This window comes from Pseudomonas sp. BNK-30, from assembly GCF_047456185.1.
GTDB classification, from domain to species: Bacteria; Pseudomonadota; Gammaproteobacteria; order Pseudomonadales; family Pseudomonadaceae; genus Aquipseudomonas; species Aquipseudomonas putida_E.
In genome coordinates this window covers 5,165,386-5,181,307 of sequence record NZ_CP179904.1, presented here as the reverse complement: position 1 = coordinate 5,181,307, position 15,922 = coordinate 5,165,386, and the positions used below count along the sequence as shown (strand labels likewise).

13 protein-coding genes and 4 pseudogenes are annotated in these 15,922 nt (G+C 61.9%); 13 read left to right on the top strand and 4 right to left on the bottom strand.

Features of this window, described 5'->3' with window-relative positions; genetic code table 11:
• The first annotated feature begins 2 nt into the window (after window positions 1-2).
• Entirely contained in the window at window positions 3-1,337 is a 1,335-nt protein-coding gene (locus ACMGGN_RS23985; protein ID WP_115273039.1) for a type II toxin-antitoxin system HipA family toxin, read from the top strand.
• 221 nt (window positions 1,338-1,558) lie between these two features.
• Window positions 1,559-1,809 (top strand): annotated as a pseudogene (locus tag ACMGGN_RS23980) (nuclease-related domain-containing protein); the annotation flags it as partial.
• Between the two features lie 94 nt (window positions 1,810-1,903).
• Here ACMGGN_RS23980 and istB read toward each other — a convergent pair.
• From istB to ACMGGN_RS23965, 3 pseudogenes are all read right to left on the bottom strand, one after another.
• Window positions 1,904-2,197, bottom strand: a pseudogene (gene istB / locus ACMGGN_RS23975) (IS21-like element ISPre4 family helper ATPase IstB); the annotation flags it as partial.
• A 2-nt stretch (window positions 2,198-2,199) separates the two neighbouring features.
• Window positions 2,200-2,490, bottom strand: a pseudogene (locus tag ACMGGN_RS23970) (transposase); the annotation flags it as partial.
• Window positions 2,491-2,881: 391 nt separating this feature from the next.
• Window positions 2,882-3,097: pseudogene (locus ACMGGN_RS23965) on the bottom strand (helix-turn-helix domain-containing protein); the annotation flags it as partial.
• 189 nt (window positions 3,098-3,286) lie between these two features.
• On the opposite strand from ACMGGN_RS23965, the gene ACMGGN_RS23960 reads away from it, so the two are divergent.
• Window positions 3,287-4,426, top strand: a complete 1,140-nt coding sequence (locus tag ACMGGN_RS23960; protein WP_174141938.1) for a Fic family protein — start codon at window positions 3,287-3,289, stop codon at window positions 4,424-4,426.
• Window positions 4,427-4,546: 120 nt separating this feature from the next.
• On the opposite strand, the gene ACMGGN_RS23955 is transcribed toward ACMGGN_RS23960, so the two are convergent.
• Window positions 4,547-5,104: a serine acetyltransferase gene (locus ACMGGN_RS23955; protein WP_174141939.1), complete on the bottom strand. Its 558-nt coding sequence runs from the start codon at window positions 5,102-5,104 to the stop codon at window positions 4,547-4,549.
• A gap of 124 nt (window positions 5,105-5,228) precedes the next feature.
• On the opposite strand from ACMGGN_RS23955, the gene ACMGGN_RS23950 reads away from it, so the two are divergent.
• From ACMGGN_RS23950 to ACMGGN_RS23905, 10 genes are all read left to right on the top strand, one after another.
• On the top strand, window positions 5,229-5,690 hold the full coding sequence (locus ACMGGN_RS23950; protein ID WP_115273044.1) for an Lrp/AsnC family transcriptional regulator: 462 nt from the start codon (window positions 5,229-5,231) through the stop codon (window positions 5,688-5,690).
• 190 nt (window positions 5,691-5,880) lie between these two features.
• Window positions 5,881-7,563: a flavin monoamine oxidase family protein gene (locus tag ACMGGN_RS23945; protein WP_125924622.1), complete on the top strand. Its 1,683-nt coding sequence runs from the start codon at window positions 5,881-5,883 to the stop codon at window positions 7,561-7,563.
• A 14-nt stretch (window positions 7,564-7,577) separates the two neighbouring features.
• Window positions 7,578-8,372, top strand: coding sequence for a carbon-nitrogen hydrolase family protein (locus ACMGGN_RS23940; protein WP_251962680.1), 795 nt, complete (start codon window positions 7,578-7,580; stop codon window positions 8,370-8,372).
• Between the two features lie 65 nt (window positions 8,373-8,437).
• Entirely contained in the window at window positions 8,438-10,720 is a 2,283-nt protein-coding gene (pqqF, locus tag ACMGGN_RS23935) for a pyrroloquinoline quinone biosynthesis protein PqqF (protein ID WP_115273045.1), read from the top strand.
• A gap of 169 nt (window positions 10,721-10,889) precedes the next feature.
• On the top strand, window positions 10,890-10,961 hold the full coding sequence (pqqA, locus tag ACMGGN_RS23930) for a pyrroloquinoline quinone precursor peptide PqqA (RefSeq protein ID WP_008365141.1): 72 nt from the start codon (window positions 10,890-10,892) through the stop codon (window positions 10,959-10,961).
• An 89-nt stretch (window positions 10,962-11,050) separates the two neighbouring features.
• On the top strand, window positions 11,051-11,962 hold the full coding sequence (gene pqqB, locus ACMGGN_RS23925) for a pyrroloquinoline quinone biosynthesis protein PqqB (RefSeq protein WP_046787559.1): 912 nt from the start codon (window positions 11,051-11,053) through the stop codon (window positions 11,960-11,962).
• A gap of 9 nt (window positions 11,963-11,971) precedes the next feature.
• Window positions 11,972-12,727, top strand: coding sequence for a pyrroloquinoline-quinone synthase PqqC (pqqC, locus tag ACMGGN_RS23920; protein WP_046787558.1), 756 nt, complete (start codon window positions 11,972-11,974; stop codon window positions 12,725-12,727).
• Window positions 12,724-12,999 carry a pyrroloquinoline quinone biosynthesis peptide chaperone PqqD gene (gene pqqD / locus ACMGGN_RS23915; RefSeq protein ID WP_012316584.1) on the top strand — a complete coding sequence of 92 codons (276 nt, stop codon included), beginning with the start codon at window positions 12,724-12,726 and terminating at the stop codon, window positions 12,997-12,999. Before pqqC ends, pqqD begins: the two co-directional genes overlap by 4 nt.
• Entirely contained in the window at window positions 12,971-14,119 is a 1,149-nt protein-coding gene (gene pqqE / locus ACMGGN_RS23910) for a pyrroloquinoline quinone biosynthesis protein PqqE (RefSeq protein WP_414156335.1), read from the top strand. The genes pqqD and pqqE overlap by 29 nt, the downstream gene beginning before the upstream one ends.
• Window positions 14,085-15,908 carry a prolyl oligopeptidase family serine peptidase gene (locus ACMGGN_RS23905; RefSeq protein ID WP_414156334.1) on the top strand — a complete coding sequence of 608 codons (1,824 nt, stop codon included), beginning with the start codon at window positions 14,085-14,087 and terminating at the stop codon, window positions 15,906-15,908. The genes pqqE and ACMGGN_RS23905 overlap by 35 nt, the downstream gene beginning before the upstream one ends.
• The last annotated feature ends 14 nt before the right edge of the window (window positions 15,909-15,922 follow it).

Sequence of the window (15,922 nt, the reverse complement as noted above, 5' to 3'; positions counted from 1 at the left end):
GCATGATTCTCGATGTCCACGTCAGCTCAAGGCTGGTGGCCAAGCTCTATCGGGAGCGCGATGAATACGTGCTGAAATACCTGCCAGGCAGCGCAGCGGAAGACTTCGTCAGCCTGACTATGCCGGTTCGCGAAGAAGCATGGCGCTGGCCCCGTGACCTGTTCCCGTTTTTCCGCCAGAACCTGCCCGAAGGGTATTTACTGGGCGTTATCCGCGAAGAGTTCGGCCCGCTGCTTGATGGCACCGACCTGTCGCTGCTGGGCGTCGTGGGTGGCACCGGCATCGGCAGAGTCTCAGTGACGCCTGAAGGCGTCCAGCCTGGCGTCGAGATCGCCCCGCTCGAGATAGAACACCTACTCAAGGCAGAAAACACCAACGAACGCTTTGCCGCACTGGTGCGGCAATACGCGCGGGTAGCCGTGTCGGGGGTCGTGCCAAAGTTCATCTCCAGCGACGCCGCCGAACCTCGGGAGCCGCTGGGTAAACCGACACTGCGCACCGGTTCGCACATCATCAAGGGATCCGACGACACGACCCCTTTTCTAGGCTTCAACGAGTTCTACACCATGCGCGTACTGGCCCGGCTGAATGTCGTGCCTGTCACCACCTGTCGTATGTCAGAAGACGGCAAAGTCCTGGTAGTGGATCGCTTCGACGTGGACGCGCACGGCATCCCCCGCTACGGAGTCGAAGACGCCTGTGGGCTGCTTGGTTTACCACCACATGAAAAGTACGCCCCCACCACCGAGCGGGTGTGGAAGGCCACGCGGGCCTATATCCCCGCTGATCGTCTGCAGACGCAACGCGAGCATCTAGGCTGGCAGCTGCTGACCAACTACGTGGTACGCAATGCTGATTGCCACGCGAAGAACATCGCGCTGTTTTACACCTCGCGTGCTGACGTGGCCTTTACTCCGGCCTATGACCTGGTGACCACTCAGGCCTACCCGCGCTTCGCCAGCAACCCACCTGGCCTGTCCGTAAGCGGCAGACAAACCTGGACACCGGGCCGTTCGCTGGAAACCTTTTTCAAAGCCGTCCTAGGTATTCCACCGCGCCAGTATGCCACCATGGTCGAGCAACTCTGCGAGTCCGCCGTAGCGGTCGGTAGAGAAGTGATCGAAGCCGCGAAAAACGAGCCTGCCTGGCGCGATGTGGCCAAACACATGGTGCATGCCTGGAACGAGGGAATGGAGACATTGCGCAGCCCCAACGCCGCCCCGCACTTTCGCGGCTTGGATACCGCCATTGAAGACGCCGGCTTCTCCGGGCCGCGCAAACCACAATGCAGCCGAGAGGTGATTGGCCGCTCTGAGTTGCTGGCAAAGAAGCGCTGAATTCATGGCGCAGGGCCAATGGCTGCAGATCCCCCCGAAGCTGTGCGCTAAGACGCCACAGTGAGCTGATTGGCCTTAACTATTCGACTCACGAAATGAGCCGAATACAGCCAATAAATATCATCGCGCCTTTACGCCAGATTTCGGTACTATTTGGTTAACTCAGGATTGCTGAAGGTTGGAAAATGGAATTCACCCCCGTCATTGCGCAAGTCTAAAGCATGCTGATCTGGTTTACTCCAGCAGCACTGTTGATCGGTCTACTTAAATCGCCCTGGAACAAGGGCCATATTGGCGAACTCCTGGTGCGACTGTTTACCCATTGGCAGCTGGATCAGCAGACCCACCGCCGCCTGCACAACGTCACCCTGAGCACACCCGACGGCACCACGCAGATCGACCACATATTCCTTTCGCCCTACGGCATCTCGTGCTGGAAACGAAGAACATGAGCGGCTGGATTGCGGATTCCACGCCATTCGGACACTCAGCCCACGAACATCCGGACACTCGTTCCACGCTCATTCGGACAGGCAGTCGGAGCGCAGGGACGCAGGTTTGCATTGTTAGTCTGAAGCCCCTGTCGTCGTCAATTTCGTTGCGCGCCTGCGCATCGATTCGCCCTTCAGTTCGATCCGGTAAGCGTTGTGCACCAGCCGGTCGAGGATCGCGTCGCCCAAGGTCGGATCGCCGATCAGTGCGTGCCATTTGTCTACCGGCATCTGGCTGGTCACCAGCGTCGAGCGGTTGCCGTAGCGGTCGTCCAGCAGTTCGAGCATGTCGCGCCGTTGTGCGGCGGTAAACGGCGCCAGGCCCCAGTCATCCAGGATCAGCAAGTCGGTCTTGGCATAACCCGCCATCTGGCCTTCTCGGCGGTACGTCGGGGTTCGAGGAAGCCAGGAAAGTAGCTGCCTTGGCGCAGCTTCGGGATCTTCAGGTCAACGTCGCCGGCGCGGGTTTGCCAAAGGCGATCACGGTAGCCATTACGGCTATTTGTCCGGTCTGGGCTTTTGACATCGAAGCCAGCACCGCACAGGCCTTCGACGTCGAACTCCATCATGCGCTGGGCAACGAACTGGATCATTTGCTTGAGCAGATCAGCATCTGCCCCTTTCTCAACCAACTCGGTCAATGCGATAGTGGGCTTGGTCATCGTGGTTTCTCTGGTGAATGTTAAGTCCGCAAACTCAACGTTAGCCAAGAACCACGATGACCATCCTCTTTCGCCCGCAGGGCGCCTTCGGCTGGTTCAGTTACACCACTTCCCGGGACACGATCGATATTGCGCACGGACAGGCCGGCGTCGAACTTTAGGCGTAGTACCTCTCGGATTTTACGCATGGATAAACGCTCCACGACGACCACTTCGCTTCGATAAAAGAGGCCGATGGTAGTGAATAATCCTGCGTTGCTGCCTGCCTGAAAGTGTCCGGATGGCCGTGGAATCGGTGTCCGGATACTTGTGGAATGAGTGTCCGGATCAACGTGGAATCAGTGTCCGGATGTTGGTGGAATGGGTGTCCGGATGGTCATGGAATCCCCAGTTCGCCACCTGGTTCAAGCTTGCGCGCAGGTCGGCACGCCTTGCGACGCAGGCGCATTTGTTGCTGAGCCTGGCTGGCAGAATAGGGCGAGGTACTGGCGGCGTTACGGCGAAGCTCACGACTAACGGTCGAGGGGCTGCGATCAAGCATCCGGGCGATCGCTCTTTGGCTCAGGCCCTGAAGCTGGCCGAACTGGATCGTGATGCGTTCTTTTATCGATTCAAGAGTGTTTCTGAATTGCTGGAAGCAGTCGCGTGAGCTGGCTCAACACCCACAAATCAGGTGCACTCATTAAGTCAGCCAACCTGGCTTTAAAATTAGACAGGGAGCCGAATAGCCGGCATTATCGGCTCACCAAATGAGCCGAATAAGCTCGTTAATCGGCTCAAAAAAGAGCACCCCTCCATGAATGAACCGCTCTGGATCTGGCAGCAGCCCAACTGGGCGCACTTTAGCTGGCAAGCCGATGCACTTGCCCCGCTGCTGCGCGCTTGCGGCCAGGCTCAAGGCCGCTTGCTCGGGATGCTGGGAGCTGTAAGTAGTGACACGCAAGTGCAGAGCAGCCTGGATGCCCTACTGCAGAATATCGTCACTTCATCCGCCATCGAGTGTGAGCAGCTGAATGTCGGCTCGGTGCGCTCGTCGCTGGCACGGCGCCTGGGGCTGAACGAGGAAGGTCGCACCACCTCTCGATCCGAAGGCCTGGCGCAACTGCTGCTCGATGCCACCCGCGCCTATCAGCAGCCGCTCGTTCTGCAGCGGCTGTTCGCCTGGCATGCTTGGCTGTTCCCCAGCGATGACCACTTGATGGCCCGCCCGCTACGCGTCGGCATGCTGCGCGGCGAAGAGCCCATGCAGGTAGTTTCCGGTCGTCTCGCGCGCCCTACCGTACATTTCCAGGCCCCACCTCGCGCCGGGCTGGAAGCGCAACTGGACGACTTCTTTGCCTGGTTCCAGAGCAGCCGCAGCGATGCGAGCCTCGACCCATTCTTGCGTGCCGGCATTGCGCACTTCTGGTTCGTTACCCTGCACCCATTCGATGACGGCAATGGTCGTCTTACACGCGCCATCACCGACTTGGCTTTGGCTCAGGGCGAACAGCAGGCTATCCGCTTTTACGCCATGTCGGCTAGCATCCTCGACGATCGTGCCGGCTATTACCGCATCCTGGAGGCCAGCCAGAAGGGCACGCTGGATATCACCGCCTGGCTGCAATGGTTCCTCGCAACGCTGCTCAAGAGTCTGGAGCAAGCCCTTGCTCGTATAGACCGCGTGCTGGCCAAGGCGCGCTTCTGGCAGGCTCACCGCAGCCAAGCTTTATCTGCCGAGCAGGTCAAAGTGCTTAACCGCCTGCTCGATGGCGGCGAGAGAGGTTTCGAGAACGGCATCAGCGCCGCGCAATACCAGGCCGTGGCCAAGGTCTCGAAAGCCACCGCCACGCGCCACCTGAGCGATCTTGTCGAGAAGGGCTGCCTTGCCCGACTGCCCGGCGGCGGGCGCAGCACGCGCTACCAGCTACAGCACCCGGAAAACGCTCAAGGCTGACCTCGCAGCGACAAAACAGCGCAACGCGACACGATCCTGCCATTACGCCAATTCGAGTCCGTGTGGACACCCGATACAAGAAAGCCGCGCGATTGCGCGGCTTTCTTCATTTTCAGGCTCTCAAGAATCCTGCCGTGGCTGTAGGTTCCGCTGGCGCGGGTTGTAGAAGGTGCTATCGGGAGGAATGTCTCGGGTCACCAGAGACATGGCCCCAATGACCACGTTGTTGCCGATGCTGATGTGGTCAGCAACGATGCAGCTATTGGCACCGAGGCTGACGTTCTCGCCTATGCACAGCGAGTAATGGTCCAGGCCAAGGGTCTTGATCCCGACCGAGCAATTCTGCCGTATGAAAAAATTACGCCCGATGCTTGCGTGGCGAGTGATCACCACGCCTGGCAGATGGGCGATACGAAGGCCGGGAGCTATTTGCGCGCCGATGTCGATGTCCACGGCGTACTTGAGATTGAGCCGCTGCTGCATGCTGCGGGCATACCGCCTGCTCAGGCCGCCGCGGGCATCAAGGTACTGCGCCAGGCGGTAGGCGAAAAGAAAGCGCAGCTTGTTGTCCTTGCGCGCACGTCGCAGCACGTTGAAGAACAGGCTGGTACGGCGCCCGGGCTTTTTCTTGTTGGAGACTTCCTGCCGCCAGCATTCCAGCAAAGTTTCGAAGTTCACACGGTGGGTCCACTAAAGTCTGCCAATTATCATGCCGCAATTAAGTCAGCCACGCAGCAGCACTTTGCCTTGCCCTGATTGGCGCTGCGTGGCTAGGCTACCAAGCCCACTGTAGAGACTCGCCATGTCGAATCCCCGCCCAATCGCCCTCGATGAAATCGATCACCAACTGATCGCCCTGCTGCAGATCAATGCCCGCGAAAGCGTCGCCACCCTTGCCCGCCATCTGGGTATCGCTCGCACCACCGTCAACTCGCGCCTGGCGCGGCTGGAGAAGGGAAAAGTCATCACCGGGTACGGCGTGCGACTGGGCCAGCGCCTGGTCGATGGCGGCCTGCAAGCCTATGTCGGGATCAAGGTGCAACCGCGCTCCGGCAAGGACGTGGTGCGGCGCCTGGCTGCCATGGGGCAAGTGCAGCAATTGTGCGCGGTCAGCGGTGAGTTCGATTACGTAGCGTGGCTGCGCAGCGATTCGCCAGAACAACTGGACCAACTGCTGGACCAGATCGGTAGCGTCGAGGGCGTGGAGAAGACCACCACCTCGATCATCCTCAGCAGCAAAGTGGACCGCGGCCAGCCCTTCTAGATGACAGCGGTACAGTTGCCGAGCAAAAATCGTCACAAGTATTTATAGCCATGTCGTTATGACGAAAAAAAAGCCAATACGACGGCATTTTGCATCTTAATTACGAACACCCCGCTCCCTAAAATGACCACCAGGCATCTCCTATACTCAGGCTCCGCCCCTGCGCAGCCGCTCTGGCAAGGTCACAGCAATGAACAAGAAAAACCGCCACCCGGCCGACGGCAAGAAACCCATCACCATCTTCGGCCCGGACTTCCCGTTCGGCTTCGACGACTGGCTGGAGCACCCGGCTGGGCTGGGCAGTATTCCGGCTGATCGCCACGGTGCGGAAGTCGCTATCGTCGGTGCCGGCATCGCAGGCCTGGTGGCGGCCTACGAGCTGATGAAGCTGGGGCTCAAGCCTGTGGTGTATGAGGCCTCGAAAATGGGTGGCCGACTGCGCTCGCAGGCCTTCAACGGCACCGACGGGGTCATCGCCGAGCTCGGCGGCATGCGCTTTCCGGTGTCCTCCACCGCCTTCTACCACTATGTGGACAAGCTGGGCCTGGAAACCAAGCCCTTCCCCAACCCGCTGACACCGGCATCCGGCAGCACGGTGATCGACCTGGAAGGCCAGACCTACTACGCCGAAAAAGTCAGCGATTTGCCCAAACTGTTCCACGAGGTAGCCGATGCCTGGGCCGACGCACTGGAAAGCGGCGCGCAGTTCGCCGATATCCAGCAGGCGATCCGCGATCGCGATGTTCCGCGCCTCAAAGCGCTGTGGAACAAGCTGGTGCCGCTGTGGGACGACCGCACCTTCTACGACTTCGTCGCCACCTCGCGCTCGTTCGCCCAACTGAGCTTCCAGCACCGTGAGGTGTTCGGCCAGGTCGGCTTCGGCACAGGCGGCTGGGACTCGGACTTCCCCAACTCGATGCTGGAAATCTTCCGTGTGGTGATGACCAACTGCGACGACCACCAGCACCTGATCGTCGGCGGTGTGGAGCAGGTACCGCAGGGCATCTGGCGCCATGTACCTGAGCGCTGCGCCCACTGGCCCGAGGGCACCAGCCTGAGCGCGCTGCATGGCGGCGCACCACGCACCGGGGTAAAGCGCATCGCCCGCGCAGCCGACGGGCGCCTGGCCGTCACCGACAACTGGGGCGACACCCGCCACTACGGCGCCGTGCTCGCCACCTGCCAGAGCTGGCTGCTGACCACCCAGATCGATTGTGAAGAATCACTGTTCTCGCAAAAGATGTGGATGGCCCTGGACCGTACCCGCTACATGCAGTCGTCGAAAACCTTCGTCATGGTCGATCGCCCGTTCTGGAAGGACAAAGACCCGCAAACCGGCCGCGACCTGATGAGCATGACCCTCACTGATCGGCTGACCCGCGGCACCTACCTGTTCGATAACGGCGACGACAAGCCCGGCGTGATCTGCCTGTCCTACGCCTGGATGAGCGACGCCCTGAAGATGCTCCCGCACCCCGTGGAAAAACGCGTGCAACTGGCCCTGGATGCACTGAAGAAGATCTACCCCAAGACCGATATCGCCGGGCATATCATCGGCGACCCGATCACCATTTCCTGGGAGGCCGACCCGCACTTCCTCGGTGCCTTCAAGGGCGCACTGCCTGGCCACTATCGCTACAACCAACGGATGTACGCGCACTTCATGCAGCAGGACATGCCAATGGAGCAGCGCGGGATGTTCATTGCCGGCGATGACGTGTCGTGGACCCCGGCCTGGGTCGAGGGGGCAGTGCAGACTTCGCTGAATGCGGTGTGGGGTATCATGAACCACTTCGGTGGCCAGACCCATCCGGACAATCCAGGCCCAGGCGACGTGTTCGACGAGATCGGGCCGATCGCCCTGGCAGACTGAGACAAGGAGGCAGCATGCGCATCGCTCTGTTCCAGGGCACGCCCAACCCGCTGGACGTGCCCGGCAACCTGCAACGGCTGCGCCACCAGGCGCAGTTGGCGGCCGAGCGCGGCGCGCAGTTGCTGGTGTGTCCGGAGATGTTCCTGAGCGGCTACAACATCGGGTTGGCACAGGTAGAACGCCTGGCAGAGGCCGATGATGGCCCGTCGGCCATGGAGGTGGTGGAGATCGCCCAGGCGCATCGCATCGCCATCGTCTACGGCTACCCCGAGCGCACTGACGATGGCGCGATCTACAACAGCGTGCAACTGATCGACGCCCATGGCCGCAGCCTGTGCAATTACCGCAAGACGCACCTGTTCGGTGAGCTGGACCGCGCCCTGTTCAGCCCCGGTGCCGACCACTTTCCGGTGGTCGAGCTGGAGGGCTGGAAGGTGGGGCTGCTGATCTGCTACGACATCGAGTTTCCGGAGAATGCCCGGCGCCTGGCGCTGGATGGCGCTGAGCTGATCCTGGTGCCGACCGCAAACATGACCCCGTATGATTTTGTCTGTCAGGTGACCGTGCGCTCCCGGGCCCAGGAAAATCAGTGCTACCTGGTGTATGCCAACTATTGCGGGGCCGAGGGCGAGATCCAGTACTGCGGCCAGAGCAGCATCATCGGGCCGGATGGCAGCCTGCTGGCCATGGCCGGTCGGGATGAGTGCCAGTTGCTGGCACAACTGGAACATGAACAGGTGGTGCAGGGGCGCAAAGCGTTTCCTTACCTCGCAGATCTGCGCCAGGAATTGCATCTGCGGCGGGGCTGAGAACAGCCTTTGCCGGCGGTCAGGCCAACTTATTTGTTAGCATGAGTGCTTACCCCGGAGCCCCCATGCCTGATGCCACTCGCCACCTCGTATTAGCCAACGGCCTGCAGCTCACCCTGCGCCATGCCCCGCGGCTCAAGCGCTCGGCTGCTGCGCTGAGGGTCCACGCGGGCAGCCACGATGCCCCGGCAAAATGGCCTGGGCTCGCGCACTTTCTCGAGCATCTGTTCTTCCTCGGCACTCCTCGATTCGCCTTGGATGACGGCCTGATGCGCTACGTCCAGACCCTCGGCGGGCAGGTCAACGCCAGCACCCGCGAACGCACCACAGATTTCTTCTTTGAAGTCCCGCCCGCAGCCTTGGCCGGCGGGCTGGAGCGCCTTTGCCAGATGCTCGCCGAACCCGACCTGGGTAGCGAACGCCAGCGCCGCGAGCGTGAAGTGATCCATGCCGAATTCATCGCCTGGTCGCGCAACCCTAAGGCCCAGAAGGATTTTGCCCTGCTGCAATCAGTGTCGGCTGGCCATCCGCTAGGCGGTTTTCATGCAGGCAACCGGTATACCCTGGCGTTGCAGGATCCTGCCTTTCAGCGGGCCCTCACAGATTTCCATCAACGCTACTACCACGGTGGCCAGATCACCTTGAGCCTGTGTGGGCCGCAACCGCTGGATGAGCTCGAACAGCTTGGCAGGCACTACGCTGGTTTGTTTGCCTTCGGCGAACGCACGCCACAAACACCGCCACCTGCCCTGTCGAACACGAACACAGCCCTGGTATTCACCCATGAAAACCTGCCCCCTGGTGGCGAACGAGCATTGGAGTTGCTGATTGCCGGTTTGAGCGACAGCAGGCCGGGCACCTGGCTGGATGCACTGCGCCAGCGCAGCTGGCTGCAAACTTTCAAGGCAGAAATGCTGTACGCCTTCGCCGGGCAGATGCTCTGGCACATCGAGCTCGAACTCAGCGCAGACGCCTGTGCAGAGGAAGTACACGCCCTGCTGCACGGATGGTTCGGCTTTATCCGGCAATCCGGCCCGGCGCACCTGAACGCCGAATTCGGCCTTCTGCAACAGAGCCGCGAACGCAACGCCAGCCCCCTCGAGTTGGCCCGCCGTGACAGCGCAGGCCAGCCATTGGCGGCACTTGATGCACAAGCACTCTGCGCACTTCAGGCACTGCTCGAAGGCCTGCCATCGCGCAAGCATGGGCAATGGCAGCTGCCAGCACCCGAGCCTTTGCTGTTTACCGGCTTGCCCCCCACGCAGGCGCCTCAATTGCCTGCAGCGCTGACGGTCAGTGAGCAACTGCCGGCGGCACGCCAATACGGGGCATTTCACCTGCGCTGGCAAGTGCCTTCGGCCCTGCGCCAGGGCTTGCACGCCGTGCTCGAACGCGCCCTGCAGCCGCTACAGGCGCGGTGCGAGCGTGCCGCGTTGCAACTGCAGTTCAGTGCCGCAGGCGAAAATTGGCAGCTGCGTTGCACTGGCCTGCCCGCAGCGGTCACGAGGGCCGTCGAACTCGCGATGGCGTGCTTGCGTTCGCCCGCTGACTGGGAGCCTGCGACACAACAGCCCCCCTTGCTGATCCCGATCAGGGCCCTGCTCAACCAACTGCCAGATGCACTCACCGGCGCAGCACCAAAGCCCGAACCAACCCGCGCGCTCAATCAACAGGCACTCGACGATGCATGGCAGCACAGCCGATGGCATGGCCTGGCTGTGGGGTTCGACGCAACCGCCCTGCAGGCCCTGAGCGCAGCATTGCAAGGCTGCCCCGGGCAGTTTGGCATGCCGGTACCTCCGCCCGACTGGCACGGCCGCCGCTGGCATCACGCCAAGGTGCCGGGCAGCGAACCCGCACTGTTGCTTTTTTGCCCCGTGCCTGACCATCAGCAAGCCTGCGGCCGGCTTCTCGCCCAGTTGCTGCAAGGGCCCGTGTACCAAAGGCTACGGGTGGAATTGCAGCTGGGTTACGCCGTATTCAGTACCTTTCGTCAGGTCGAGGGCATCGGCGGGCTGCTGTTCGGCGTGCAATCGCCCCGTGCCACCCACGCCGAGATCCTCGGTCACCTGCTCACCCTCCTGCGCCAAGGTGTATGTCTCGACGCTGCTGCACGGCAAAGGTTGGCGGCGCAGTTCGACGAGCCAGCCATGGCCAACGCGGAGCTTGCCGATTGGGCATGGCAGACACACTTGGCTACACTACCCGACGATCTGCCCGCGTTACGCGTGGCTATCCTGAAGACGCAACAGGCGCATCTGGACGATTTGCTGGGCCGCTTGCTCGCAGCCGATTCACCCTTGCTCTGCCTGGCCAATGGGCCTGCGCCAGCGGGGGCCTGGCACTGATCCGGGGTCAATTGTTACGTATACCGCAAGGGCGCTTTTCGAAGAATTAACCTTTCGGTACAAGATTTTCTTGTAAGATAACGCTATCTCAGCCGCCGGAACCTTCGGCGCGAGGCGACGCCAAACAAATAGCTGAACCCTCTACCCTAACCCGGAAGGAGCAAAAACCATGTGGACCAAACCTGCATACACTGACCTGCGTATCGGCTTCGAAGTGACCATGTACTTCGCAAGCCGCTAAGCACTGCCTGCGTTTCAACGCCTCGGCCAGCCGGGGCGTTGTCGTTTTTTCGGCTACGGTTCTTCGGACAGTTCGGATAGAGAGCAACCATGTACATCCAGATTCTCGGTTCCGCCGCCGGCGGTGGCTTCCCGCAGTGGAACTGCAACTGCGCCAACTGCAAGGGCTATCGCGATGGCAGCCTGCGCGCCACGGCACGCACCCAGTCGTCGATTGCCCTGTCCGACGACGGTGTGCACTGGATCCTGTGCAACGCCTCACCCGACATCCGTGCCCAACTGCAGGCCTTCGCGCCAATGCAGCCGGCCCGTGCCCTGCGCGACACCGGCATCAATGCCATCGTCCTGCTCGACAGCCAGATCGACCACACCACCGGCCTGCTCAGCCTGCGCGAAGGCTGCCCGCATCAGGTCTGGTGCACCGACATGGTCCATCAGGACCTGACCACCGGCTTCCCGCTGTTCAACATGCTCAGCCACTGGAACGGTGGCCTGCAGTGGAACCGCATCGAGCTCGAGGGCAGCTTTGTCATCCCGGCCTGCCCCAACCTCAGGTTCACTCCGTTCCCGCTGCGCAGCGCCGCACCGCCTTACTCCCCGCACCGCTTCGACCCACATCCGGGCGACAACCTGGGGCTGCTGGTGGAAGACACCCGCACCGGCGGCAAGCTGTTCTACGCGCCCGGCCTGGGCCAGGTCGACGACAAGCTGCTGGCAATGATGCACGGCGCTGACTGCCTGCTGGTCGACGGCACGCTGTGGGAGGATGATGAAATGCAGCGCCGCGGCGTCGGCACCCGCACTGGCCGCGAAATGGGTCACCTGGCGCAGAACGGCCCCGGCGGCATGCTCGAGGTGCTGGACGGTTTCCCACGCCAGCGCAAGGTACTTATCCACATCAACAACACCAACCCGATTCTGGACGAAGACTCCCCCGAACGCGCCGAGGTCCAGCGCCGCGGTGTGGAAGTCGCCTTCGACGGCATGAGCATCGAGTTGTAAGGAGGCCCGATGAGCGAGGCACTGCCACTGTCGCCTGCCGAATTCGAGCAGGCCCTGCGCGCCAAGGGCGCCTACTACCACATTCATCACCCCTATCACGTGGCGATGTACGAAGGGCGCGCTACCCGCGAACAGATTCAGGGCTGGGTAGCCAACCGCTTCTACTACCAGGTGAACATCCCGATGAAGGATGCCGCGATCCTGGCCAACTGCCCGGACCGCGAAGTGCGCCGCGAGTGGATCCAGCGCCTGCTCGACCACGACGGAGCCCCGGGCGAAGACGGTGGTATCGAAGCCTGGCTGCGCCTGGGCCAGGCCGTGGGGCTCGACCCGGACCAGCTGCGTTCCCAAGAGCTGGTGCTGCCAGGTGTGCGCTTCGCCGTCGATGCCTACGTGAACTTCGCCCGCCGTGCCAGCTGGCAGGAAGCGGCCAGCAGCTCGCTGACCGAACTGTTCGCCCCACAGATCCACCAGTCGCGCCTGGACAGCTGGCCGCAACACTACCCGTGGATCGATCCTGCCGGCTACGAGTACTTCCGCACCCGCCTGGGCCAGGCCCGGCGCGATGTCGAGCACGGCCTGACGATCACCTTGCAGCACTACACCACCCGGGCGGGCCAGGAGCGTATGCTGGAAATCCTGCAGTTCAAGCTGGATATCCTCTGGAGCATGCTCGACGCCATGAGCATGGCCTACGAGCTGCACCGCCCGCCGTATCACACCGTCACCCAGCAACGGGTATGGCACAAGGGGATTGCCCTATGAGTTTCGACCGCAAGCAAGTGCCGAACTGGCGCCCCGGTTACCGGTTCCAGTACGAACCGGCGCAGAAAGGCCACGTGCTGCTCTACCCTGAGGGCATGATCAAGCTCAACGACAGCGCCTCCCTCATAGGCGGCCTGATCGACGGCAAACGTGATGTGAACGCGATCATCACCGAGCTCGAACAGCAATTCCCTGGTGTGCCCGAAGTCGCTGATGACATCGAGCAATTCATGGAGGTGGCCCGTGGCGAACACTGGATCACACTCGCCTGAGGTACCGGTCGGCCTGCCGCTGTGGCTGCTGGCCGAACTGACCTATCGCTGCCCGCTGCAGTGCCCGTACTGCTCCAACCCCCTCGACTTCGCCGAACAGGGCAAGGAGCTGTCGACCGCGCAGTGGTTCAAGGTAATGGCCGAGGCCCGTGAAATGGGTGCCGCGCAGATCGGCTTTTCCGGCGGTGAGCCGCTGGTGCGCCAGGACCTCGCCGAGCTGATCGGCGAAGCGCGCCGGTTGGGTTACTACACCAACCTGATCACCTCCGGCATCGGCCTGACCGAGGCACGTATCGCCAACTTCAAGGAAGCCGGGCTGGACCACATCCAGATCAGTTTCCAGGCCAGCGACGAGCAGGTGAACAACCTGCTGGCGGGGTCGAAAAAGGCCTTCGCACAAAAGCTGGAGATGGCTCGGGCAGTGAAAGCCCATGGCTACCCGATGGTGCTCAACTTCGTCACTCACCGGCACAACATCGACAAGATCGACCGCATCATCGAGCTGTGCGTGGCACTGGAGGCCGACTTCGTCGAGCTCGCCACCTGCCAGTTCTATGGCTGGGCGCACCTCAACCGCCTGGGCCTGTTGCCGACCCGTGCGCAGCTTGAACGCGCTGAACGCATCACCAACGAGTACCGTGCAAAGCTCAAGGCCGAAGGCAACCCGTGCAAGCTGATCTTCGTCACGCCGGACTACTACGAAGAGCGCCCCAAGGCCTGCATGAATGGCTGGGGCAGCCTGTTTTTGACCATCACGCCGGACGGCACTGCCCTGCCTTGCCATGGCGCACGCCAGCTGCCGGTGCAGTTCCCGAATGTCCGCGATCACGACCTCAAGCACATCTGGTACGACTCGTTCGGCTTCAACCGTTTCCGTGGTTATGACTGGATGCCCGAGCCCTGCCGCTCGTGCGACGAGAAAGAAAAGGACTTCGGCGGCTGCCGCTGCCAGGCCTTCATGCTCACCGGCGATGCCAGCAACGCCGACCCGGTGTGCGCCAAGTCGAGCGACCACGGCATCATCCTCAAGGCCCGCGAGGAGGCAGAAACAGCCGACCTCGCCATTGAACAGATGACCTTCCGTAATGAGCGCAACTCACGTGTCATTGCCCGCGGGTGAATTCAGTGCCGCGCAGGCTGTCGCCGCCGGCACCGATTTCGCCGAACTCAAAGCCAGCCCCCAAGGCCTGTTCTGGAATGAATTTCGCCCGGCCGACGGTGCTTGCCGCATCTGGTGCTGGCGTGACCAGCAGGCACGCTGCCTCACGCCTGACGGCTTCAGCGTGCGCAGCCGGGTCTATGAATACGGTGGAGGCAGTTTCTGCCTGAGCGATGACGCAGTGGTGTTCGTCAACGAGAAGGACCAGCAGATCTATCACCAGGGACTTGATGGCGCGCCACCGCATGCGTTGACCCAGAATGCCCAATGCCGTTACGGCGACCTGCAATGGCACGACGGCCAAGTGCTGGCGGTCGAGGAGTGCCATGGCGAGAGTGTGGAACATCGCCTGGTGGCATTGGGTGAGACCGCCGTTGAAGAGCTCGGCGCAGGCGCTGATTTCTATGCATCCCCCACGATCAGCGCCGATGGCACACGCCTGGCCTGGATCGAATGGGACCGGCCGGCGCAGCCATGGACAGTCACACGGCTGATGTGTCGCGAACGGCAAAGTGACGGTAGCTGGGGCGCGGCGCGCTGCATCGCGGCGAATGACGAGTCCCTCCAGCAACCTCGCTTCGACGCGCAAGGGCGCTTGTACTGCCTGTCCGACCGTAATGGTTTCTGGCAGCCCTGGGGCGAGTTGGGCGGGCTATGGCAAGCCTTGCCCGCCGAGCCTGCAGACCACGCTGCCGCACCCTGGCAACTGGGCAACAGCACCTGGCTGGCAATCGGACCACAAAGCTACCTGGCCAGCTGGTTCGAAGGTGGCGTTGGGCAACTCGGGCTACGCACCGTCGACGGCCAGATGGAGCGTTTCGCCAGTGCCTATAGCCGTTTTCGTAGCCTGGCCATCGACGCCGGGCATCTCTACGCAATCGCTGCCTCGCCGATCAGCCCGCCAGCCGTCATTGCCATTGACCGGGCAAGCCACGAAGTACGGGTTCTGGCAGGCGGCGCCGAGTTACTGCCAGCCGAGTGCATCAGCCAGCCGCAATCCATCCTCTACGACAGTGGCGGCGAGGTTTCCCATGGTTTCTTTTACCCGGCAGCCGGCGCCAAAGGGCCTTCCCCGCTGGTGGTGTTCATCCATGGTGGGCCAACCTCAGCCTGCTATCCGGTGCTGGACCCACGGGTTCAGTACTGGACCCAGCGTGGCTTCGCCGTTGCCGACCTGAACTATCGGGGCAGTACTGGTTATGGTCGCGAATATCGCCAGGCCCTGCACTTGCGCTGGGGCCAGAGCGATGTACAGGATGCCTGCGCGGCAGTCGAACACCTGGCCGAACGCGGTTTGATCGACCACCGCAAAGCCTTCATACGTGGTGGCAGTGCCGGCGGTTATACCACCCTGTGCGCCCTGGCGTTCCATGACGTATTCCGTGCCGGTGCCAGCCTCTACGGGGTAAGTGACCCGGTTGCGCTGGGCCGCGCCACGCACAAGTTCGAAGGCGATTACCTCGACTGGCTGATCGGTGACCCGCAACAGGATGCCGAGCGCTATCGCCAACGCACCCCACTGTTGCATGCCGAGCAGATCAATGTACCGGTGATTTTCTTTCAGGGTGAACTGGATGCTGTGGTGGTGCCGGAGCAGACGCGCTCGATGCTTGAGGCGTTGAAGGCCAATGGCATCGAGGCCGAGGGGCACTTCTACGCGGGCGAACGGCATGGCTTTCGAAAGGCCGAAAACCTTGCACATGCCCTCGAGGAGGAATGGAAGTTCTATTGTCGGGTGCTGGCCCAGTGAAACCTGGGGCCGCC